18 protein-coding genes, 1 pseudogene and 1 CRISPR repeat array are annotated in these 21,218 nt (G+C 51.9%); of the genes and pseudogenes, 13 read left to right on the top strand and 6 right to left on the bottom strand.

Annotation, left to right across the window (positions count from 1 at the left end; all coding sequences use genetic code 11):
* Window positions 1-214: 214 nt before the first annotated feature.
* Window positions 215-946 (top strand): rRNA pseudouridine synthase, encoded by a 732-nt coding sequence (locus EGM51_08460; GenBank protein QBG49278.1) that lies wholly within the window; start codon window positions 215-217, stop codon window positions 944-946.
* Between the two features lie 39 nt (window positions 947-985).
* Here EGM51_08460 and EGM51_08455 read toward each other — a convergent pair whose 3' ends face one another.
* Window positions 986-2,242 (bottom strand): ISL3 family transposase, encoded by a 1,257-nt coding sequence (locus EGM51_08455; GenBank protein QBG49277.1) that lies wholly within the window; start codon window positions 2,240-2,242, stop codon window positions 986-988.
* Between the two features lie 121 nt (window positions 2,243-2,363).
* Window positions 2,364-2,795: a CRISPR direct-repeat array (repeat unit 36 nt; unit sequence GTTGTGGATTGACAGTTCTTTGAAATCAGAAACAGC).
* Between the two features lie 411 nt (window positions 2,796-3,206).
* Here EGM51_08455 and EGM51_08450 point away from each other — a divergent pair.
* Window positions 3,207-3,809: an HAD family phosphatase gene (locus EGM51_08450; protein QBG47420.1), complete on the top strand. Its 603-nt coding sequence runs from the start codon at window positions 3,207-3,209 to the stop codon at window positions 3,807-3,809.
* Window positions 3,810-3,978: 169 nt separating this feature from the next.
* Here the strand turns inward: EGM51_08450 and EGM51_08445 are convergent, their stop codons facing one another.
* On the bottom strand, window positions 3,979-4,410 hold the full coding sequence (locus EGM51_08445) for a MarR family transcriptional regulator (protein QBG47419.1): 432 nt from the start codon (window positions 4,408-4,410) through the stop codon (window positions 3,979-3,981).
* Window positions 4,411-4,574: 164 nt separating this feature from the next.
* Between EGM51_08445 and EGM51_08440 the strand changes: the two genes are divergently transcribed.
* Window positions 4,575-5,303, top strand: coding sequence for a hypothetical protein (locus EGM51_08440; protein ID QBG47418.1), 729 nt, complete (start codon window positions 4,575-4,577; stop codon window positions 5,301-5,303).
* 70 nt (window positions 5,304-5,373) lie between these two features.
* Here EGM51_08440 and htpG read toward each other — a convergent pair.
* Window positions 5,374-7,235: pseudogene (htpG, locus tag EGM51_08435) on the bottom strand (molecular chaperone HtpG).
* A 584-nt stretch (window positions 7,236-7,819) separates the two neighbouring features.
* Between htpG and rpoN the strand changes: the two are divergent.
* The 4 genes from rpoN to EGM51_08415 all read left to right on the top strand — a co-directional run bounded on the left by rpoN (window position 7,820) and on the right by EGM51_08415 (window position 12,848).
* Window positions 7,820-9,295, top strand: a complete 1,476-nt coding sequence (rpoN, locus tag EGM51_08430) for an RNA polymerase sigma-54 factor (GenBank protein QBG47417.1) — start codon at window positions 7,820-7,822, stop codon at window positions 9,293-9,295.
* 120 nt (window positions 9,296-9,415) lie between these two features.
* Window positions 9,416-9,817, top strand: coding sequence for a response regulator (locus tag EGM51_08425; protein ID QBG47416.1), 402 nt, complete (start codon window positions 9,416-9,418; stop codon window positions 9,815-9,817).
* A 58-nt stretch (window positions 9,818-9,875) separates the two neighbouring features.
* On the top strand, window positions 9,876-10,793 hold the full coding sequence (gene flgL / locus EGM51_08420; protein QBG47415.1) for a flagellar hook-associated protein 3: 918 nt from the start codon (window positions 9,876-9,878) through the stop codon (window positions 10,791-10,793).
* Window positions 10,794-10,841: 48 nt separating this feature from the next.
* Window positions 10,842-12,848 carry a response regulator gene (locus tag EGM51_08415; GenBank protein ID QBG47414.1) on the top strand — a complete coding sequence of 669 codons (2,007 nt, stop codon included), beginning with the start codon at window positions 10,842-10,844 and terminating at the stop codon, window positions 12,846-12,848.
* Between the two features lie 67 nt (window positions 12,849-12,915).
* Here the strand turns inward: EGM51_08415 and EGM51_08410 are convergent, their stop codons facing one another.
* The 3 genes from EGM51_08410 to EGM51_08400 are packed head-to-tail and all read right to left on the bottom strand — an operon-like array spanning window position 12,916 to window position 14,170.
* Window positions 12,916-13,179: a hypothetical protein gene (locus EGM51_08410; GenBank protein QBG47413.1), complete on the bottom strand. Its 264-nt coding sequence runs from the start codon at window positions 13,177-13,179 to the stop codon at window positions 12,916-12,918.
* A 14-nt stretch (window positions 13,180-13,193) separates the two neighbouring features.
* A complete protein-coding gene (locus EGM51_08405; GenBank protein QBG47412.1) occupies window positions 13,194-13,886 on the bottom strand; it encodes a hypothetical protein in 693 nt (230 codons plus the stop codon).
* The gene (locus tag EGM51_08400; protein QBG47411.1) at window positions 13,883-14,170 is read right to left on the bottom strand and encodes a hypothetical protein; all 288 of its coding nucleotides are present in this window, start codon (window positions 14,168-14,170) and stop codon (window positions 13,883-13,885) included. Before EGM51_08400 ends, EGM51_08405 begins: the two co-directional genes overlap by 4 nt.
* Before the next feature lie 174 nt (window positions 14,171-14,344).
* Here EGM51_08400 and EGM51_08395 point away from each other — a divergent pair, with 174 nt between their 5' ends.
* The 6 genes from EGM51_08395 (at window position 14,345) to asnB (ending at window position 21,216) form a co-directional block, all read left to right on the top strand.
* Window positions 14,345-15,349 (top strand): flagellin, encoded by a 1,005-nt coding sequence (locus tag EGM51_08395; protein QBG47410.1) that lies wholly within the window; start codon window positions 14,345-14,347, stop codon window positions 15,347-15,349.
* Between the two features lie 234 nt (window positions 15,350-15,583).
* The gene (locus tag EGM51_08390) at window positions 15,584-16,474 is read left to right on the top strand and encodes a flagellin (protein QBG47409.1); all 891 of its coding nucleotides are present in this window, start codon (window positions 15,584-15,586) and stop codon (window positions 16,472-16,474) included.
* Between the two features lie 231 nt (window positions 16,475-16,705).
* A complete protein-coding gene (locus EGM51_08385) occupies window positions 16,706-17,248 on the top strand; it encodes a hypothetical protein (GenBank protein ID QBG47408.1) in 543 nt (180 codons plus the stop codon).
* Window positions 17,236-17,586, top strand: coding sequence for a hypothetical protein (locus EGM51_08380; protein ID QBG47407.1), 351 nt, complete (start codon window positions 17,236-17,238; stop codon window positions 17,584-17,586). The genes EGM51_08385 and EGM51_08380 overlap by 13 nt, the downstream gene beginning before the upstream one ends.
* A gap of 141 nt (window positions 17,587-17,727) precedes the next feature.
* On the top strand, window positions 17,728-19,167 hold the full coding sequence (locus tag EGM51_08375; GenBank protein QBG47406.1) for a hypothetical protein: 1,440 nt from the start codon (window positions 17,728-17,730) through the stop codon (window positions 19,165-19,167).
* Between the two features lie 84 nt (window positions 19,168-19,251).
* On the top strand, window positions 19,252-21,216 hold the full coding sequence (gene asnB / locus EGM51_08370; protein ID QBG47405.1) for an asparagine synthase (glutamine-hydrolyzing): 1,965 nt from the start codon (window positions 19,252-19,254) through the stop codon (window positions 21,214-21,216).
* The last annotated feature ends 2 nt before the right edge of the window (window positions 21,217-21,218 follow it).

The raw sequence follows: 21,218 nt of genomic DNA, 5'->3' as shown, positions 1-21,218 counted from the left end.
TTCCTCTTTTCGGGAGACCGTTCTTCCGGATTCCGCCGCCTTTTACCTGATGTTGAAGGTAATAATGGTTTGGTTAAATTTTCTGTCTATATGTATTCTGGCAAAAAAAATAAAAGATTACGTCAAAGAAGAATGATAAAAACGGTTTGTGAAAGTGGGGCGCGGTTTATTTGAGCTTCATTTACGACCCGGATTCATGGTTGAATTAGCGGCTATGGAACCACAGCGATTATCTAAAATTATGGCACAGCGCGGCATGTGCTCACGGCGCGAGGCGGACCGGTATATTGAGCAGGGGCTGGTGCGGGTAGCCGGCGAGATCGTCTCCACTCTGGGTACCAAAGTTGCACCCGATGCGGAAATCGAACTCGTTTCCGAAGGGCGGAAGCTGCAGGACCGGCAGGTGACCATTCTCATCAACAAACCGATCGGCTATGTTTCGGGACAGCCGGAGGACGGATATAAGGCGGCGGTTTCCATTATTGGCCCCCGAACGCACTGGCGGGGCGATTCTTCCAAACGGAAATTCAATCCCGGCCAGCTGAAGGGGCTGGCCCCGGCCGGGCGGCTGGATATTGATTCCAACGGGCTGCTGGTGCTTACGCAGGACGGCCGGATTGCGCGGCAGCTTATCGGCGAAGATTCATCGATCGATAAAGAATACCTGGTGCGCGTCACCGGCCATCTTTCCGATAAAGGGCTCAAACTGCTGAATCACGGTTTGAGTCTGGACGGTAAAAAACTGAAGCCCGCACAGGTGAGCTGGCAGAACAAAGATCAGCTCCGCTTTATTCTGCGCGAAGGTAAAAAACGCCAGATCCGCCGCATGTGCGAACTGGTCGATCTCAAAGTGGTTGGTCTCAAACGCATCCGCATCGGTAATATTATGCTCGGCAATCTTCCCGACGGCCAGTGGCGCTACCTCGGTGACCGGGAGCAGTTTTGAAAAACAGACCCCGGAATACACGCTTTCATCATTGCCTCTTCAGCAAAATCTGTGGGTTGCTTCCGGCTCCGGGAGGTCGCCCATCGTGTGAAACAGGGCGATTTCAAGCACTTCGTAGCTTCGAAAGCCGTATGCTTTTCTCGTTACCAGATTTACTTTGCGGTTCAGGCCCTCGACGACGCCTGATGAATAGGCCTTCTTGGCTTTGAACCAGTTCAGGATCAGCGGCTGATGCCGCCGGATCGTTCCGACAAATTTTTTCATAGGATCGAGTCGCGAGCGCATGGCTCGGGTGCTCCATTTCTTGAGATACCATTCTGCCCAGTATGGGCTCGTGTAGTTCCAGAAGAGCTGGAAGCTTTCCTTGAGCAGATAGGCCCGGACGCTCTTCAGGTCGTAGGTGAGCACATCATTGAGTTTGAGTGCCTGTTTCTCGGTGAGGTTTTCCGGGTTTTTGAGCAGGCAGTATTTCGTATGTTTAAGCACCTCGTCATCGCAGCCCTCCTGCCGTAAGCGTTTGACCTCGTCGATACGAACCTGGTTCACGGCTTTGTTCAGATGCTGAATGATGTGGAAGCGGTCGAGCACATGCAATGCCTGCGGGGCCTTTTTAGCGATGACCTTGAGGTAGGCCCTCCACATGTCGGAGCAGACGAACTCCAGCCGGGCGCAGCGATCCCGGCCGAAGGCCCGGAAGATCCGCAGCAGGGTTTTGGCCGTACGGTCTTTACCGACGAACAGCAGGCGGCGCATCCCCGCATCGATCCGGTAGACCACGGTAAGGTATTGGTGTCCCTTGCCGTATTGGATTTCGTCCACGCCGATGGCCATCACGCCGTCAAGGTTGCGGTGCGCCAGCCCATAGTTGACAATGGCTTTGACCGAGCGGTAGACCGTGTCCCAGCTTGTGTGGAACGATTCGGCGGTTTCCTTCCACGAGAGTCTGCGTGCCCAGCGGGCAAGAAACAGCTGAAACGCTTTGGTTGTATGCGACTTTCCATCCGCCCACGGAACCTTTTCGACTTTCACACCGCATTCGGGGCAGTTGACTCGGCGCATTCGGTATTCAAGTTGGACGGGAATATTCCAAAGCGGAACGAATTCGAATTGCCGCACCGATTGGCGGTCGTAGCATTTCCTTGGCTTGCCGCACCCCGAGCAAAGCACCTTGCCGTTGAGTCGGGGCCTGATTTCCGCCACCAACGCCGGACCGGCATTACGCAGTTCCAGACGGCAGGCGGAGTAAACAAATGATTTGAGCGGATGAACTCTGTTGAGTAGGGTCTGGATTCGCACCGGGCATACCTCTTCTGTGTTGTGCAGTTCTGGTAGACCACACATTACAGATAAGTTGCCCGGTGCGTTAATCATTATTTTTTACCCACAGATTCAGCAGAAGACCCCAATTTTATTTGTGGTTGTGGATTGACAGTTCTTTGAAATCAGAAACAGCAACGGGGCGTATAATCTCTGGGTTAGGTGGGTTGTGGATTGACAGTTCTTTGAAATCAGAAACAGCCCCTGAACGTCAGTTACCGTTTCTGTCAATGTTGTGGATTGACAGTTCTTTGAAATCAGAAACAGCCGTCCGGCTGAGCTGAATGGCTGGCACGGAGTTGTGGATTGACAGTTCTTTGAAATCAGAAACAGCCGTCATCCGGCGTATAACAAGCCGGCGCGGGTTGTGGATTGACAGTTCTTTGAAATCAGAAACAGCCATCGTCAATGCGCTCCAGGTGCAGCGGCTGTTGTGGATTGACAGTTCTTTGAAATCAGAAACAGCGATGTGGCGGCCGGAAAGTTTTCTGTCGATGTTGTGGATTGACAGTTCTTTGAAATCAGAAACAGCAAACGGCCGGACTATGTGGCGGAGGGTGAAGTTGTGGGTTCTCGTTCGCACAGCTCCGAGTCGCTTCGCGTGACAGTTCTTTGAAATCAGAAACAGCAAACGGCCGGACTATGTGGCGGAGGGTGAAGTTGTGGGTTCTCGTTCGCACAGCTCCGAGTCGCTTCGCGTGACAGTTCTGTGAAATCAGAAACAGCAAACGGCCGGACTATGTGGCGGAGGGTGAAGTTGTGGGTTCTCGTTCGCACAGCTCCGAGTCGCTTCGCGTGACCGTTTTTGAAATCAGAAACAGCTGTGAGCTGTAGGCTACTGGCTGTCGGCTAATTGCGGATTGACCGTTTTTGAAATCAGCCGGGGAACAATTCGAATCAGAATGAAGTTGCGGAATGTTCAGGGGTCTGGAAGCGTGATTGCATGAAAACGTTTTTATTTGATATCGGAAATGTATTGACCAATTTTGATTTTCAGCAGCTGCTTCAGGCCTATTCGGAGCATTCGGGGCGGCCGCTGGAGCCGCAGTCCGATATGGACGAGGAAATGTATGTAAAAGTGGAGAAGGGGCAGCTCAGCGAAGAGGACTATGTGGCGTATCTGAACGAAGCCAAGGGGCTGAACTGGACCACGGAGAACCTCCATCGGATCTGGCAGGAGATGTTCTGGCTCAATGAGGCGGGAAACCGGCTCTTCAATAAAGCGAAGGCTTCAGAGGCCCGCGTGTATACGCTGAGCAATATTGCCGACTATCACATCCGTGCCATCGAAAACAACTGGAACGGTTTTTTTGAGGGAACGACCGGGCTTTTTATGTCCTACCGCATGGGCGTGCGTAAACCTGATCCGCGCATTTATGAAATGGTGCTGGAGGAACTCGGGGTTCCCGGTGAGCAGTGTTTTTTTATTGATGACCTTGCGGAAAATGTCGCCGCGGCCCGGGAGCAGGGGATTGAAGCTTATCAGTTCATTCCCGAAAACTATGAAGAAATCGAACGCAAAGCATACGAGTTTTTCGGGTGGTGATAGCTGCGGAAAAAACACCGGTAACACCGGTGTTTATCAGTTGTCTTTTGCGCCGGCTTTTATCCGGGCTTTGACTTTTTCGAGCTCTTCGGTTGTGAAGGCCGGAACGCCGGATTTCGGCGGCGGCCTTTTTTCTTTTCGGGAGGGCGGCAGGAGAGGAGGAGCTGCATCAGGAGGTTCTGAGATTCTGCAGCATGTTCTGCAGATGGTTTTTCAACCCCTCGATTTCTTCGCTGTTGAATCCGGCCATTAACCGGTCGGTGATTTTGTCTTCCAGTTTTTTCAGTTCCTTATAGGCCGTCCGCCCTTCTGCTGTGAGACTGATCCTGAAGCTGCGCCGGTCGGTATCGTCCCTTTTCCGCCGTAGAAAATCTTTATTTTCAAGCTCTTTGATGAGACGGGTAATCTGAGCTTTGTCGCGTCCGCTTTTTTCTACCAGCTGCTGCTGGGTGGCCTCGGGATGACGAGCGAAATAGGCAAGGGCTCTAAAGTGCATTGGAGCCAGATCGAACCGGTTGTCTTTCAGTGCTTTTGAGAGTGCTGATTTATATTCAAACAGTACGGCAAAAATCAGCTGCTGTATTTCCTGGCGATTTATCATTCCGGTCTCCTGTTTCGCTACGGGAAAAGGACTATAGAAAATCGGTTGACATTATCAACTTAAATGCTACTTTTAAATCAGTTGATAATATCAACCATTTAGATCTGCCGGCAGATATCCGATGACCGGAACTTTCGGCGGGACATAACCCAGGAGATAAAATCATGGCTGAAAAAGTACAGGTCGGCGCCCCCATTCCGCTGACATTGAAAGCGGTCCGGAAGGAAGCGCACGGCACTTACTCGTATATTTTCCCGATCCCGGATCAGTTTACCTGGGATGAGGGATGTTTTGTGCATCTCGGAAATTCACAGTTTGATCCGGCCAAGGGCCGGGAAAACCGGGAATTTGTACGCCATCTTTCCATTGCCTCACTGTCTGATGAAGGCGAGCTGCGTTTCACCACGCGCATTCCTGAAAACCGGTCCGCTTATAAAGCCGCGCTGGCCGCAGCGAATCCGGGCGACACGTTTATGCTGTTCAAGCCTGCGAACCGGATGGAATTAAGGCGGGAGGGGCGGCCGGTTGTACTGATTTCCGCGGGGGTCGCCATGGCGACCACACGGCCGATGATGAGAGCTTTTGCGCTGGATTCGTCAGGAATTCCGAGCCTGATTCACCTCAATATTGATTCCAGTGCAGATTTTCTGTACCGCCGGGAAGTTGAACAGTGGGTTGAAGATACGCCGGGATTGGCGAATCATTATGCGGATTCCAGAGTGTATCTGTACGCCAAACTGGAAGAGACTTTTCTCCCGGATGCCATCTACTACGTGGTCGGCAGCGATGGGTTTTTAGTCAGTGTGGGAACCTGGCTGGTTGAACGCGGGATCGATAAATCTGCAATTATGCTGGATAAGAATCAGCCGTTCTATGACCGGATTTCGGAGTGAACATCACTGAACATAAAAAAACCGCCGGCAAAACGCGGGCGGTTTTTTTATTTCCTGATGGAGGGACTTTTTACTCGGCGAGAACCTCATTCAGACGGGCGGCGAAACCGGCCGGATCGTCCAGTTTGGCCCCCGAGGCAATCACGGCCTGGTCGTGCAGCAGTTTCGTGAGTGTTTCCACTTTCGGATCCTTTTTGTCGGCCTTGTAGAGCGCCTGCACCTTTTTTACCACGGCGTGTTCCGGGTTGAGTTCCAGCACACTTTCACGCTGCGGAACCTCCTGCCCCATGCGGCGCATCATTTCCTCAATGTGCGGGCTCATGGAATATTCGTCGCCCACGAGCACGGCGGCGGAATCCTTGAGGCGGGAGGTCAGTTTGACTTCTTTGACGCCGTCCAGCAGTTTTTGGGCATAGCCGATGTAGCCTTTGAATTCTTTTTCCTCGTCTTTGAGTTTCTCTTTGTCTTCTTCGATATCGCCCTTGTTGACCGCTTTGAGTTTTTTGCCCTTGTATTCCATCAGCTGCGGAATCACAAAGTCGTCGATCGGATCGATCATCAGAAGCACTTCTTTTCCGTCGGCTTTGAATTTTTCGAGGTAGGGCGAGTTTTCAATGGAGGCCCGGTTTTCGCCGGCGAGATAGAAGATTTCCTCCTGGTCTTCCGGCATATTTTCCACGTAATCCGCGAAGCAGGTTTTTTCGCCGGCGTCTTTCTTGGTGGACTCAAACAGCAGCAGATCGGCGATTTTCTCTTTGTTCTCCCAGTCGGTCTGCAGGCCTTCCTTCAGGATAGTGCTGAAGTTTTCGTGGAAGATTTTAAATTCCTCGTAATCTGTCTTTTTCATGTTCGCCAGCGTCTTCAGCACGCGGGTCGTCAGGTTTTTCCGGATTTTATCCAGCATCGGATTTTCCTGCAGGATTTCGCGGGAAACATTAAGCGGCAGGTCGGAGGAATCGACCACGCCTTTTACAAAACGCAGATAGCCCGGCAGCAGGTTTTCAAAGTCGTTACCGATGAAGACGCGCTGAACATAGAGGTGCAGATGCGACTTCGGGTCGTTGTTCATCATCATGTCGAACGGTTTGTGTTCGGGGATGAAGAGCAGGGCTTTGAATTCGATGGCCCTTCAGCGTTGTAGTGGATCGTTTCCGCCGGGGAGTGGGTGTCGTGTGAGATGTGTTTGTAGAATTCGCCGTATTCCTCGTCGGTAATTTCCGATTTCGGGCGCAGCCAGATCGCTTTCCGGGAGTTGATCTGTTCTTCTTTTTCCTCTTCGACTTCGGTTTTTTCGTCTTTTTCCTTTTTCAGCAGAACAACCGGGTGTTCCAGGAAATCGGAGAATTTTTTAACCGTGGATTTAATGGTCCATTCGTTCAGATATTCCGTTGCATCATCCTTGAGATGAAGGGTGATCTCGGTGCCGCGATCCTGCTTGTCGGCGTCGGAAAGTGTAAATTCGCCGACCCCTTTGGATTCCCATTTCACCGCATCGGCACCGTGGGCTTTGGTGACGACCGTGACGTCGTCCGCTACCATGAAGGAAGCATAAAAGCCGACTCCGAACTGACCGATGAGTTCCGGGTTGTTTTCCAGATCCGCTTCTTTGGCTTTTTCCAGAAATGCTTTGGTGCCGGAATGAGCGATGGTGCCGAGATTTTCGATAACCTGCTCGCGCGACATACCGATACCGTTATCGGAAATGGTCAGGGTCTTGGCTTCTTCATCGGCCTTGAGTGTGATTTTCCAGTCGGTGTTGTCTTCGAGGATCTCTTCGTTGTTCAATCCTTCGAAACGGACTTTATCGATGGCATCCGCAGCGTTGGAAATCAGTTCGCGCAGGAAAACTTCGCGGTGGGAATAAAGCGAGTGGGTAATGAGGTGAAGCAGCTGCTCCAGCTCAGTCTTGAATTGCATGGTTTCTTCAGCCATTTCTATCTCTCCTTGTTATCGGTTTATTGCAAAGCAGGCGCGAAAATACGCAAACGGGGACCCTGTTTCAAGCCGCAGCTACCTTGTTTTGTGCCGGAATCGGAACCCGGCTTTCCGTGGTTCAGGACGACTTCGGACCGGAGGAGGATATTGGCAGGTATCGGACTGGAGAAATCGGGATAAGCCATATAGGCAAGGATATTGTCTGTGGTTTTATCGGATAAGCTTTCCGTGCATCGGTCAGGTTTGATGATCTGTGTCTTGAACGAAGAGTCCGCTGTCGGGGTATATTAAGTTCCGCCCTGTCTGCATGCATGTCCTCTCTCAGTGCGGGCAGGGGGGGGGTACTTTGTCTGGAACGCATGACGGCAGGATGTCGGATTTTACTCTGCAGCTGTTGCTTTCTCCGACTTTCAGGCGGGAACCGGGTTGACGGCATATTTTGTCCCGAAAAAATAAGTGCATTTGTAAGTCGTTGAGCGGAAGGGGATATTCGGCAACGATGCGTTTTTTCAGACGTTTCGGAATTGTGGGTTGGCTCACTCTAAGCTTTAGGAGCAATCCGTTACCATGGGAGAAGGATTATGAATGCCGATATAAAGATGTATCAAAGCCCGAATGTTTCGCAACAGCTTAACCTGGCCCCTCAGTTGTTAAACTGGTTGAAAATCCTTCAGGCGTCTTCCGCTGAGCTTTCAGATCTGGTCGGCCGTGAGCTGGTTTCAAATCCGGCGCTGGAAACCGTGTCGTCTGAAGAGTTCTCGGAAGCCGGGAATGCTGTTCCGGAAACAGGAACTCCCGGCGGTGATGAAATGGAGTTCGATGATGCTGAGACGGGAGAGCGCCTCCGTGTTCTGGCTGATATGGATGAGGAATGGCGACAGGCCGATGAGCCGGAACTTTCCTGCCGTAGCGTACTGCAGGAAAAACATGATTTTATGATGGATCAGATTGCAACCGCTTCCTGTCTGCAGGATGAGCTGGAGCAGGCCATTCTTTTTTCGGATCTCTGCAGGGAAGACGTCCGGGTGGCACGGATTATTTCCGGATCGATCGATGGACGGGGGTATCTGGATACCGCACTGGAGGATATTGCGGAAACGGCCGGCCGGAATGTACATGAAACGGAGGTGGTACTGAAAAAGTTTCAGGCGTTAGCACCTGCCGGAATCGGTGCCCGCGATTTGCGGGAATGTCTTGTACTTCAGCTCAAGGCGATGGATTCGGATACCGGACTGGCTCAGGAACTGGTGAGCCATTGGCTGGATCATCTGGCGGCCGGTCGGGCGGTTATGGTGGCGGATCATCTTGGGGAAAATCCGGAAGAGGTTGAGGCGGCATTCCGGCTTATTCGGACGCTTGATCCGGAGCCGGGACGGAAATATCAGTCTGTGCCGGTTGAGTATGTTGATGCGGATCTGGAGATCCGCTGCCGGAATGGCGAGTTTCATATTGAACTGCTGGATGAACGTCTGCCTAAGCTGCAGCTGAGCAGTTACTGTAAGCGCCTGCTGGATGCCCGAAAGGGAAGCAAAGAGGAACTGGATTATATTCGCCGCAAAGTCCGGGAAGCCGGGTTCCTGATTCAGGGCATTTCACAACGGCAGGATACGATGTTGAAAGTGGCCCGCCAGATTGTTCGTGTTCAGCGCGAGTTTCTTTCCTCGGAAACCGGTTCATTGCAGCCGCTTACAATGAATAAGGTGGCCGCCATGATCGGTGTGCATGAAACCACGGTGAGCCGGGCGATTGCCAATAAATACGTTCGTACCGATCGCGGTCTGATTGAAATGCGCTCTTTTTTCAAGGTCGGGTATCGATGTGCCGATGGATCGTCGATTACGCCGGAACGCGTCAAAATGCAACTGGAGGCCTTTGTTGCTGCAGAAGATGAGCTCAAACCTCTGACCGATGCGCACATTTCGGAGCGGTTTAAAAAGCAGGGGATTAAAGTGGCTCGCCGCACTGTCGCTAAATACCGGGAGGAGCTGGGAATTCCATCATCTAAAGAACGGTTAAGCCGGGCCCGCCGCAGAGAACAGATGGCCATTGCCGTGTAGATGTGTGTGGGTATTCGGTTTGTGCTTAGTATGTTGTGAAAAGGATAATATATTCTCTTTTTTTTAAATGGGTTTTTAATAAAATATTATGTGTCAGTAACATGGGACTAGGGAGGTGACATGGTTGATTCTGGGAGGAATAAGATAACCATTTTAGTAGTAGATGATGAAGAATGTCTTCTGAATCTGATCCGCATTATTCTTGAGCAGGAGGGATATTCATTACTCTGTGCCCGGTCGGCAGAAGAAGCTTTACAGATTATGCAATCTCAAGAGCAATCAATCGACCTGCTGCTGACGGATATGCGAATGCCGAGTATGACGGGCGGGGTGCTTGCCGGGGAATTTAAAACCGTTTATCCGGCGTCAGAGGTCATCTACATGACAGCCTATTCTCCGGAGGATACAACGCTGCGGCTTCCGGGGCAGGCGGTGCTTTTTAAACCGTTTTCTCCAGTGCTTCTTTGCGAAATGGTTGAAAAATCTCTGGATCGATTGTCTCAGCACAACATTGATGTTTGAGTTTCTGTGGCACCGGTCCTGCTCCTTTTTGTTTATCTAACATACGAGGAGTAAAAACGTGCGAATTTCCAATCAGATGTCCAACCGGATGTTGTCGAACAACATTCTGGAGAGTCAGTCCGCCGTATACCGGAAGGAGCAGCAGATTGCTTCAGGCAATCGTATTGAGAAAGCATCCGATGATCCGGTGGCATGGGCGCGTCTGTCGCAGCTGAAAGATCTGCAGGATGGGTTGACGCAATACGAACGGAATGCGGAGTTAGTTGAATCGCGGTTGCTTTCTGTTGATCAGATGCTGGATTCCATAGGTTCTCTGTTGCAGAATGCCTCAGAGCTTGCGGTGCAGGCTTCTGACGGTACGCTGAATCAGAGTGACCGCGAGATCCTGGCCGGCCAGGTGGATGAACTGCTTGAACAGCTTGTGAGTCGTGCAAACCATCCCTCTGATGGCGGCGGTTATCTGTTTGGCGGAGTTCAGTCAGAATCGGAACCTTTTACTGTGACCCGTAACGCTGATGGTCGTATAGATTCGGTGACGTATGAAGGCGGCGGGATATCGGCCATGGTCGAGGTGGCTGCCGGGGATGCGCTGCCGAACCAGCTGGTGGGGGGAGGTGCGGATAACGGCGTGCTGATCTCGGATTCGAGTGATGCTTTCGCCCCGCTGATCGAAATGCGTGATGCGCTTCTTGCCGGTGAAAATCCGGCCGGGACGACATTGCAGACCCGGATTGATGAAGCCGCTGAACAGGTCATTGTCGGTCGGGCTTCAGTGGGGGCCTATCTTGAGCATCTTTCTTTTGTGAATGAAATCCGGAGTAATCAGGAAGTTTCGTTGATGGAAAATATTTCCGACATTGCGGACGTCGATCTGGCTCAGGCGGTGAGTGAGCTGACGGAGAAACAGACAGCTTATCAGGCCGCGCTGGCGATGGCTACGAAAACGGTTGATCTGTCGTTATTGAATTATATTTAAGCGGTGGCGGTGTACGTAGGGGTCGGCGGCTGAAAAAAACAGGTATATATGAAGAAGGTACCGATGCGTTTCGGATCGCTGGCGGTTAAGCTGACGACTGTTATTCTATTGATCAATACGGTGGTTTTGTCTGCTTTGGGTGTCTATTACTCGCGCCGGTTCGGTCAATATATAGAAAAGCAGCTTGCTGCTCAGTCGAAAATTCCCGGCGTGCTCATGAATGAGAGTTCGTTGAATTATTCGGTTGCACGCAACACCGATGCGCTTGGGCGGTTAATCGGCCGGAAGGTTGATCATGCTCTGGTTATGCGGCCGAACGGTCGGATACTGTACAGTTCGCAGGTGGAAGAGGAGGGGGTTGAGCTGGATGATATTAATCCGGCCGGTGAAATTTTTGAGCAGTTGGGAAAAGTTAATGGTGAACTGGTCATCCGAAAGCATGTCCATCGTACGGAATCCTGCCGCAATATTATCCTGCCGTTGTGCAGTCAGGGGATACGGACCGGTTATCTCTGGATGTCGGTGAATATAGAGCATGATATGCATTTTAAGCGGCAGCTGGCGGTCATTTTTTTTCTGGGAACGCTAAGCTGTATTCTGATTGGAGGATTTGCACAGGCCTTTATTGTTAATCGTCTGGTGGTTCCCCGAATTCTGCGCACTGTACGTTGTCTGTATGCGGTGGAAAACGGGAATCTGTCTGCCCGCATTCCGCTCGATTCATCGACCGATGAAATCGGGATGCTGGAACACAGCGTGAACACCATGGCCTCGGAAATCGAATTACGTTCCGGCGCCATGGAGGAGGCAACCCGGGAAATGGAATCGGCCAAAGAGGCGGCCGAGAGTGCACGCGCTGTGGCTGAACGGGCGAATCAGACTAAAAGTGAGTTTCTGGCCAATACGTCGCACGAAATCCGGACGCCATTGAACGGAATTCTGGGGATGTCGGAACTGCTGCTCGATTCTCCGCTCAATCAGGAACAGCAGAAGCAGGTGGATACGATTCTGAACCTGGGTGAAAACCTGTTGGAAACTATAAATAATATTCTGGATCTTTCCTGTGTCGAACACGGGAAGCTGGAAATGTTATTGGAACCGCTCGATCTGCATCGGTTTTTTGCTGATCTGGAGCGGGCATTTATACCTTCGACCATCAGTTGCGGAATTCCGCTAACGGTTGAGGTTGACCCGAAAATTCCGCACTATATCCAGGCTGCCCGCGGGCCGCTGCGTCAGATTCTGAGTAATCTGATTACAAATGCGTTCAAGTTTACTCGTGAGGGAAAAATCAGTGTGTGTGCTGAATCGCGGGAGATTGATGCGGAGCAGCATCGCTGCCGGATTCGGTTTCGTGTTGAAGATACCGGCATAGGCATTCCGGAGCATGCGCGCGCTAAAATTTTCGAAGCTTTTTCTCAGGCCGATGGTTCCAGTACCCGTCGTTATGGGGGAACCGGGCTCGGCTTGACGATTTCAAATCAGCTTGTTTCCCGGATGTGCGGTGATCTGACGGTGGAAAGTGAAGAGGGCAGAGGATCGGCTTTTATTTTTGAACTGCCGTTCAGCTATCTGGAAGCTTTGCCGGACGGCGGAGTCGGCAGTTCGTCTTCCGGAGATGAAAATCCGGAGAAGGACGATCCTCTTCCGGGAGCTAAAATACTGATTGTCGAAGACAATAAAGTGAATCGTGTAATGGCCAAAACCTTTCTGGAACGGGAAGGTTGCGAGGTGGTTGAGGTGGAAGACGGACAGAAGGCTCTGGATGTACTGGGGCTGCAGAACGGCCCGTCTGATTCCTCCCATTCATTTGATGCCATTGTAATGGATATTCAGATGCCTGTTCTTGATGGCCTGGAAGCAACAAAACACATTCGGGCGAATGAAAATCCGGAAAACCGTGTGCCGATCATTGCGTTTACCGCTCATGCCATGAAGGGTGACAGCGACACTTTTATGGCTGCCGGAATGAATGATTATGTGGCCAAGCCCATTCGTAAACAGCAGATGCTGGATGCATTAAGAAGATGCCTGGCGCCGGACGTGGCGGTGTAAGGAAGCGTTTGGGTTTTCTGTTGCTTTTATATCGGTCTGAATGCGGTCGCGTTTCCGCACCGGCGGATTACAGCTGACTTAAAATGCGGTCCAGCGAAGAGTCATCAGGTTTTACAGGGGTATCAAGCTCGGCGGCGTACTGCTGCAGTATTTTTTCCCGGGGCTCCATCTGTTTTTTTAGTGCCGCAAGGCTGCGCGACAGCAGGAGTGCCCTGTCCGAAGTATGAACCTGATCGCTTTCGGTGCTGCCTGATGCGGAGCGATCGGTTTTATTGAGGTTTACATTGCTGTAAACGGGGGAGGATGATCCGGTGGTGAATCCGATTTCCATTTTTGTTCTCTGTTTTAAAGTGAAAGCCTGTCGGCCATTACTGTTCCGCACATATCAGCAACAAACCCCTGAAAGGCCGCCGGCGATTTTATTTTAAAGGCCTGGTCGTCCTTACTTTCATTGCTTCTCTTGTTTGTATCGCTGTATTCGATGAAGTAATCATATATGTCGCGGTTTTTTGCGTCGAATACTCCGGAGAACTCGGCGCAGATTTTTCCGGTTCCAGAGCTGATGAACAGCAGGTCGATATCAATACGTTGAGGATGATAGGGTTTAATCTCGTGCACATTCGGACAAATAACGTATGCGCAATTCATTAGCGAGCCGATAAAGGCGATTTCTCCGATATCAAGTGATCCGTCGTTACGTATGAGGTTGCTGTCGGCAATATACGGTGCATATGCACTGTCGGGGCGGATGATTTTAAGCGGGGAGGCAAGGCGCCGCTGAGCACCGCTGTAAAGCTGGTGGTAAAAAGCGGTTTTCATGTCGGAGTTGTCCATACCCAGTGGAGGCAGCACCAGAATCTGTTTAGCGGCATTGTTGCTGTTTTCTGCAGACTCCTGTGCGTCCCAGTCATAGACATGCATGCGCATGGATGAGTTCTGTTCGGTATTGATTTTAAGCGGCTTATTGTTCCCGAAGTGTGTACATCCTCCTGTCAACAGAATGGTTAATCCGGTTAAAGCCCAGGTTCTTAAGATCATTTGGGCTCTCCTTCCGTTGCATACTGGATATCAAAAGTAGATTTGCAGCCGCAGGAGCAAACCGCCTGCAGAGCTTTGACCTGACCGTCTTTCATAATGGGGGTCAGCTGAATTTGTTCCTGTTTGGCTCCGATTTCAACCGGCGTTGAATTGAATCGTATTTTTTCAGCTCTCACGATGGCCGTTTGACGTTTTAGCGGCCTGCTTCGGCTGAGGGGTTTATGTGCCACGTTTGCCCGGCTGATATAGGTCCGCTGTTCCCATTGTTTATCAGGTGTTTTCATGCGTTCTGACTAAGCAGGCCGGATGCCATAGGGAGCCGCGGAATGTAGTATCAGGGTTTGGTTCGGCAAAAAATGCAGGGCAATGGATTTAATGGGCAAACATTTAAGTATTTCGCTTTGCGTGCCGAATAACTGTTTATCCGCGAAAAGATTCTGAATGGTTCGGAATAGCGGGTGAGCGGCACAAGGATGTGCAACTCATTCAATGAAAAGCCAAGGAGGCACCTCATGCAAGTCAGTAATAATGTTTCGGCATTCAATGTCTGGAGAAACTATACGAATAACGTCGGCAGTCTGCGCGATTCGATGTCCAAGCTTTCCTCGGGAAGCCGGATCAACAACGCCGGAGACGATCCGTCCGGTCTCGCCATGAGTGAACGGCTGCGCACCCAGACCCGCAATACTTCGGCGGCGGCGAGCAACGTGGAAAACAAGCTCAACTATCTGCAGACCGCCGATTCCTGGATGCAGAAAATGCACGATATGCTTGGTCGTATGGGCGAACTGGCTGTAATGGCCAATGACGGGACTAAGTCGACCACGGATAAAGATATTCTGCAGAAAGAATTTGCCCAGATGCAGGATGAAATGAAGCGTATTACCGGGGCAACGACGGGCGATACGAATGCTGCAGGAAAGTTCAATGGCCTTCGCCTGTTTCAGGCGGTTGATGGGGATTCAAGCGGGGCGTTGGATGGGGTTATTCAGCAGGTTGGAGCCGATGGCGGCCAGACGTTTGAAGGCGTTGCCCTTGACCTGACGGCTGCGAATACGGACGTGATATATACCGACCTCGGTGCGGATGGCGCGTCGGGTGGCGGTGATGATACGACTTTTACCTGGGGAAGCTTGCTGACCAGCACGACCGATGGAAGTGGATTGAACATCGGATCCACCGGAGAGCCGGGAATGGCTATTGGTGCCATTAATGCCGGGATTGATTACCTCAGTGGAAAACGCGCGGATGTCGGTGCGGAAATGAAGCGGATGGATCAGACCCTGGAAGGGCTGCTTGCCTATGAGGAAAACATCAGTGCGACGGAAAGCCGGATTCGTGATGTGGATGTGGCGAAGGAAACGGCTGAAATGTCCAAATATAATATTCTGCAGCAGGTTGGAACGGCGATGCTGGCCCAGGCCAATCAGCTGCCGCAGGGTGTTCTGCAGCTTCTCGGCTAAGTTTTACTTTTTATGAAAGCGACTGCGGGTTCCGGTTTCGGGGCCCGCTTTTTTATATACGTATGTTTTTTTACCGAATCGGCAAATCTTACCGATTTGATTTCGAAGTTTAAGTTTTGGGTTCGTTTGGCCGAATAGCCGGGTATCCGCAGGAAATTCCGGAAGGGCCGGGATGCGGTGAGAGGCACAAGGATGTGCAACGTATAAATGAAATAAAAGCCAAGGAGGCACCTCATGCAAGTCAGTAATAATGTTTCGGCATTCAATGTCTGGAGAAACTATACGAATAACGTCGGCAGTCTGCGCGATTCGATGTCCAAGCTTTCCTCGGGAAGCCGGATCAACAACGCCGGAGACGATCCGTCCGGTCTCGCCATGAGTGAACGGCTGCGTACCCAGACCCGCAATACTTCGGCGGCGGCAGGTAACGTGGAAAACAAACTCAATTATCTGCAGACCGCCGATTCCTGGCTGCAGAAAATTCATGATATACTCGGTCGTATGGGTGAACTGGCAGTAATGGCCAACGATGGGACCAAGTCGGATACGGATAAGGCCATTCTGCAGAAGGAATTCGCTCAGATGCAGGCGGAGATCGAACGTATCGCCGGAGACGATAATACGGCGGGATCTGGTGATGCTGATGCTGCCGGTAAGTTCAACGGTCTTGCGCTTTTTCAGGGCGGTACTCCGATTTCCCAGCAGGTCGGTGCCGATGGCGGGCAGGTTTTCACCTCTGCTACAGCACTGGATCTTTCGGGTGCCTCAACTGAAGATATCGGTACGGGTACCACCTGGGGCGCACTGATTACGTCCGGTGGAACCATTGATATTTCTGCGACCGGGGATGCCGGTGCTGCAGTAACGGAAGTCAATGCAGCCATTGATTTTATCAGCGGAAAACGGGCTGATATCGGTGCGGAAATGAAGCGGATGGATCAGACGCTGGAAGGGCTGCTTTCCTACGAAGAAAACATCAGTGCGACTGAAAGCCGGATCCGTGATGTGGATGTGGCCAAGGAAACGGCTGAAATGTCCAAATATAATATTCTGCAGCAGGTTGGGACGGCGATGCTGGCCCAGGCCAATCAGCTGCCGCAGGGTGTTCTGCAGCTTCTCGGCTAAGCGGTTATTCTCAGGAGAACATAACGGGTTCCGGTTTCGGGGCCCGTTTTTTTTGTGCAGCGATCCTGAGTCGGCAGAATCTGCCGGTTTTGCTTTCTGAAATTTAAGCAGAAGGGGCGGGGTGCCGATTAACCGATTGCCGTTTGAAGTTTTGGGTGGTCCAAGACGGATGGCAGGTAACACAAGGATGTGTTGCTTTGAAGTAAACTGCATATAACCAAGGAGGAAAACATGCAGATCAATAATAATACTTCGGCGTTTAACGTCTGGAGAAATTATACCAACAACGTGGGTAATCTGCGCGACTCGATGTCCAAGCTGTCTTCCGGCAGCCGCATCAATAACGCAGGTGATGATCCTTCCGGACTGGCCATGAGTGAACGGCTGCGTACGCAGTCGCGCAATACAGCAGCTGCGGCGGAAAACGTGGAGAATAAGCTGAACTACCTGCAGACTGCGGATTCGTGGATGCAGAAAATTCACGATATGCTCGGTCGTATGGGCGAGCTGGCTGTGATGGCTAATGACGGAACCAAATCTGCAACCGATACCGATGTGCTGCAGAAAGAGTTCAAGCAGATGCAGGACGAAATTTCCCGGATTGTTGACCCGGTCAACGGGGCTGGAAAATTCAATGGACTGGCTCTGTTTGATGGTACTGCAGTTGGACTTCAGGTAGGAGCGGATGGCGGTCAGACCTTCACCGGTACCGCGATTGATCTGACCCAGAGCAGTGCGGATACGCTGGCCGGCGGAAGCAACTGGGGGATCTGATTAACAGCGGACTGGCGGATCAGGCTTCCGGTCTGATTGCCATTTCCGGTGCGGAGGGCGATGCCGGAAACGCTGTATCAGTGGTCAATGAAGGGATCGATTATATCAGCACAAAGCGTGCGGATATCGGTGCTGAAATAAAACGGATGGATCAGACCCTCGAAGGTCTGCTTTCCTACGAGGAAAATATCAGTGCCACCGAAAGCCGGATCCGTGATGTGGATGTGGCCAAGGAAACGGCAGAGATGTCCAAGTATAATATTCTGCAGCAGGTTGGAACGGCGATGCTGGCCCAGGCCAATCAGCTGCCGCAGGGTGTGCTTCAGCTTCTCGGCTAAGCATTTTCTGCAAAAGAAGGCGGGAGCCGCATGCCGTGCGGTTCCGCCTTCGGGCTCCGGAGCATACTAGGCTTCGGAGCTGCGGCATTCATCCTGCTTTAAAACGGGATGCGTTTAAATTTGAATGTTTGGGGATAGGCCATGGGACTGCATATTGGAGGTTTATCATCGGGAACGGACTACGCGGGCATGATCGAACAGCTCATGGAGGCAAGGCGGATTCCGATTGATACATTGGAGAATAAGCGGACGGAGCTGGACTACGATATGGGCGCGTGGTCGCAGCTGAATACTTTGGCGTCATCACTGACGTCTTCGCTGGACCGTCTTCGCGGATTTGAGCTGTGGCGCAGTATGTCATCCGAATCTTCAGCTGAAAGTGTGGTGACGGCTTCTGCAGCGACGGCTTCGGCGGAACAGCAGTATTCATTGGTTGTCTCAAAGCTGGCAAAGGCGCAGAGTATTTCCTCCGATGCGGTTGATACCACGACCGATCTCATCAGTGCGGGCTATGCGGCAGAAGGTGATGTGTTTGAAATTGAAGGGGAGCAGATCACGATAGAGGCGGGAGAAACGTTGCTGTCGTTGCGCACTAAAATCAACAGTGCCGCACTTGAAATGCCGGAAGAGGTCAGCGTCCAGGCCAGCATCGTTAACAATCATCTGGTGCTGACCCGGGAGAATACAGGATCGGATTCCATGGTGCTTTCCGATGTCACCGGCAGTGTCCTTCAGAATATCGGGGTGCTGGATGCTTCGTCGGCGATTAAAAATGAAAACGTTTCCGGTGAAGATGCCGAATTTACGGTCAATGGAATTGCTGTTGTTCGTTCATCGAATGATAAACTTACCGATGTTATTGAGGGATTGACGCTTAATCTGAAAGGTGTGGGTTCAGCGACGCTCGATATTCATGCCGACCGGGAAGCGGTTAAACTTGCGATTTCCGAGTTTATAGAAAACTACAATGCACTGGCTGAGCTCGTGGATGAATACAGCACGGTGGAAATGGGTGCAAGTTCAGAGCTGGCTGTGAAGGGCGAGCTGTATGGGGATTCTCTTTTGAATTCCATCCGTCTGGATCTGCGGAGTATGGCGACGGATACAAAGTCCGGTGCGCTCGACGAAACCAATGCCGCTTATTCCTATAACGGGCAAACCGGGATCATGGACAATCTGTCGGATATCGGAATCTGGACCTCCGGTGAAACCAATCAGCTGAGCATTGTGGACAGCACCCGGCTGGACGATATGCTGGAGTATGAATTCGCGAATATGGAACAGCTGTTTAAGGGTGTTTATGATGAGGAGGCGGTTGCCTATACAAACGGAGTGGCCTCCGATATGTATCGCTACGCCGATAAAATCAGTGCATCACTGACCGGGGATATTGCCGAACGAATTGCATCGATGGCCGAAACGTATGACGACTATTCCGATGAAATTGAGGAGCTGGAGGCCGCGCTGGAGGATTATGAGCAGTCGCTCTGGGATGAGTTTACGGCCATGGAGGATGCTCTCGCCAACATGGAATATCAAATGAGCTATATCGAATCCATGTTCAGTTCATCTTCCAGTTAATCGCTTTTATCCGAGAGGCTTCCGGAAGTCCGCCATTTCCCGTGGCATCTGCTTTGCTTTATACCGGCAAAGGAGAAATGTTCAATGTGTGGAATTGCGGGGTTTTTCAGTTGGGATTCACATGCGCCGGTACCTTCCCGCCGTCTTCGGTGCGCGGCAGAGCGGATGGCGTTGCGGGGGCCGGATGCTGAAGGGTTTTACGAGCAGAACGGAGTCGGCTTTGCACACCGTCGGCTGACGGTAATTGATCCGGAAAGCGGTTGGCAGCCGATGGTGGATCAGGCATCCGGAGTCTGTCTTACCTATAACGGTGAAATCTACAATTTCAAAACGCTGCGCACACGTCTGGTCGGGCTGGGCCACCGTTTTGAAACGCAATGCGATACCGAGGTGCTGCTGCGCGCCTATCTTCAATGGGGACGGTCGTGTACGGATCAGCTGGTCGGTATTTTTGCATTTGCTGTTTATGATCCTCGGGAGGAGCAGCTTTTTCTTGTGCGCGACCGAATGGGAGCGAAACCGCTCTACTATTCCCGTACCGGTGAAGGAATTGCATTTGCTTCAACTGTGGCGGCGCTGCGGGTTTTTGAAGGCGTGGGGTCTGATATTGAATATGATGCCCTGCTGCACTATTTCACCTCGATCCGGACTACGATGGGATCCCGTACCTTATTGCGGGATGTCCGGACCCTGGAGCCGGGAACGCTGTTAACCGCCAGGCGCGCGAGTCGAACGGTCGAATGCAGGCGGTATTGGGAATTTCCGATTGTTTCCGCGTCTGAAAAAGAGTCGCCGTCGCTGTCTGAAGCGGTGGACACCGTTCGGGATTTAGTGGAGGCGGCGGTGGCCGGGCAGCTTGTGAGTGATGTTCCGCTCGGCGGTTTTCTGAGTGGCGGAATTGATTCGGCGGTGATTACTTCGCTCGCGGCGAAGCAGGGCGGTTACGGGGCCTATAATGTCGGTTATGGCGAACACGGGTGCAACGAGTGGCCTTATGTCCGAATGGCCGCCGCATTTGCTGGAATCGAGTGTCGGGAAATCCATCTTGACTCCGATGGATTTGTCGACGCGTGGATTTTTCTGATGAAGGAAAAGGGCCTGCCGCTCAGTACGCCGAATGAGATTCCGATTTTACATTTAGCCCGCGCGTTGCGGCAGGATTATACCGTGGCGCTGAGCGGGGAGGGGGCTGATGAAGTATTCGGAGGGTATGTGGTCCCGTATTTTTCGGCCTATGATTTTGATCGTGCAAAACGTGAGCCGTCCAGCGTGCCGGGAGCGGTGGAGCAGGCGATGCTGCGGCTGTATGGTCGGGACTGTCTGCCCGGGCATGTGGAGCATCATTTGCTGCTGAATTCCTGGATGCCGCCGGGCACACAGCAGGTGTTGCTTCAACCGGAGCTGGCGGGACATCTGCCGGCGGTTCTTGATTTTTATCAGGGTCTGTTTGATCGGTTTGCCGACTGTTCCACGCTGGACAAGCACATGCATCTGCATGCCCGGATCAATCTGGAAGGGCTGTTGAACCGAGTGGATTCGAGCACGATGTCGGCTTCGGTGGAAGCGCGTGTGCCTTTTACGGATCATCGTATTGCGGAATATCTTTACCGGCTGCCGGATGAATTCCGGATCCGCTGGCGCGATGAAGCCGCCCGTCAGCGAGGGCATGTCATGAATGTTGCGGAAATCGACCGGCATGATCTGGTTGAAAGTAAACTGTTGCTGCGGCGTGCATTCAGCCGTGAGGTTCCGGCGGGAATTCTGAACCGTCGGAAAGTCAGTTTTCCGGTACCGTTCCGCGAATGGTTCGGCGGATCGCTGCGGGATTTCGCTGCGGATACACTTCGGGCTTCGCACCTGATAGAGGCGATCGTGCAGAAGCCGGTTCTGACGGAGCTGCTGGATGGTGCGCATGATCCCGGTTATGCGATGCAGCTTTGGCCTCTGGTGAATCTGGCGCTGTGGGAGCAGAACGGATTGCATGCTGCGGTGGATGGTGATCCGGAACCTGTGGCATCTGAACTGCTAAACTCAACCTGTCTTATTTAAAT

This window comes from Verrucomicrobia bacterium S94 (genome assembly GCA_004299845.1).
Taxonomy (GTDB): Bacteria; Verrucomicrobiota; Kiritimatiellia; order Kiritimatiellales; family Pontiellaceae; genus Pontiella.
This window is presented reverse-complemented; position numbering and strand designations above follow the sequence as displayed.

What these genes read in the sequence shown, in the direction of transcription:
- EGM51_08460 (QBG49278.1), top strand. Translation starts at nt 215, where the DNA reads ATGGAACCACAGCGATTATCTAAAATTATGGCACAGCGCGGCATGTGC.
- EGM51_08450 (QBG47420.1), top strand. Translation starts at nt 3,207, where the DNA reads ATGAAAACGTTTTTATTTGATATCGGAAATGTATTGACCAATTTTGAT.
- EGM51_08445 (QBG47419.1), bottom strand. Translation starts at nt 4,410, where the DNA reads ATGATAAATCGCCAGGAAATACAGCAGCTGATTTTTGCCGTACTGTTT.
- EGM51_08440 (QBG47418.1), top strand. Translation starts at nt 4,575, where the DNA reads ATGGCTGAAAAAGTACAGGTCGGCGCCCCCATTCCGCTGACATTGAAA.
- rpoN (QBG47417.1), top strand. Translation starts at nt 7,820, where the DNA reads ATGAATGCCGATATAAAGATGTATCAAAGCCCGAATGTTTCGCAACAG.
- EGM51_08425 (QBG47416.1), top strand. Translation starts at nt 9,416, where the DNA reads ATGGTTGATTCTGGGAGGAATAAGATAACCATTTTAGTAGTAGATGAT.
- EGM51_08415 (QBG47414.1), top strand. Translation starts at nt 10,842, where the DNA reads ATGAAGAAGGTACCGATGCGTTTCGGATCGCTGGCGGTTAAGCTGACG.
- EGM51_08410 (QBG47413.1), bottom strand. Translation starts at nt 13,179, where the DNA reads ATGGAAATCGGATTCACCACCGGATCATCCTCCCCCGTTTACAGCAAT.
- EGM51_08405 (QBG47412.1), bottom strand. Translation starts at nt 13,886, where the DNA reads ATGATCTTAAGAACCTGGGCTTTAACCGGATTAACCATTCTGTTGACA.
- EGM51_08400 (QBG47411.1), bottom strand. Translation starts at nt 14,170, where the DNA reads ATGAAAACACCTGATAAACAATGGGAACAGCGGACCTATATCAGCCGG.
- EGM51_08390 (QBG47409.1), top strand. Translation starts at nt 15,584, where the DNA reads ATGCAAGTCAGTAATAATGTTTCGGCATTCAATGTCTGGAGAAACTAT.
- EGM51_08385 (QBG47408.1), top strand. Translation starts at nt 16,706, where the DNA reads ATGCAGATCAATAATAATACTTCGGCGTTTAACGTCTGGAGAAATTAT.
- EGM51_08375 (QBG47406.1), top strand. Translation starts at nt 17,728, where the DNA reads ATGGGACTGCATATTGGAGGTTTATCATCGGGAACGGACTACGCGGGC.
- asnB (QBG47405.1), top strand. Translation starts at nt 19,252, where the DNA reads ATGTGTGGAATTGCGGGGTTTTTCAGTTGGGATTCACATGCGCCGGTA.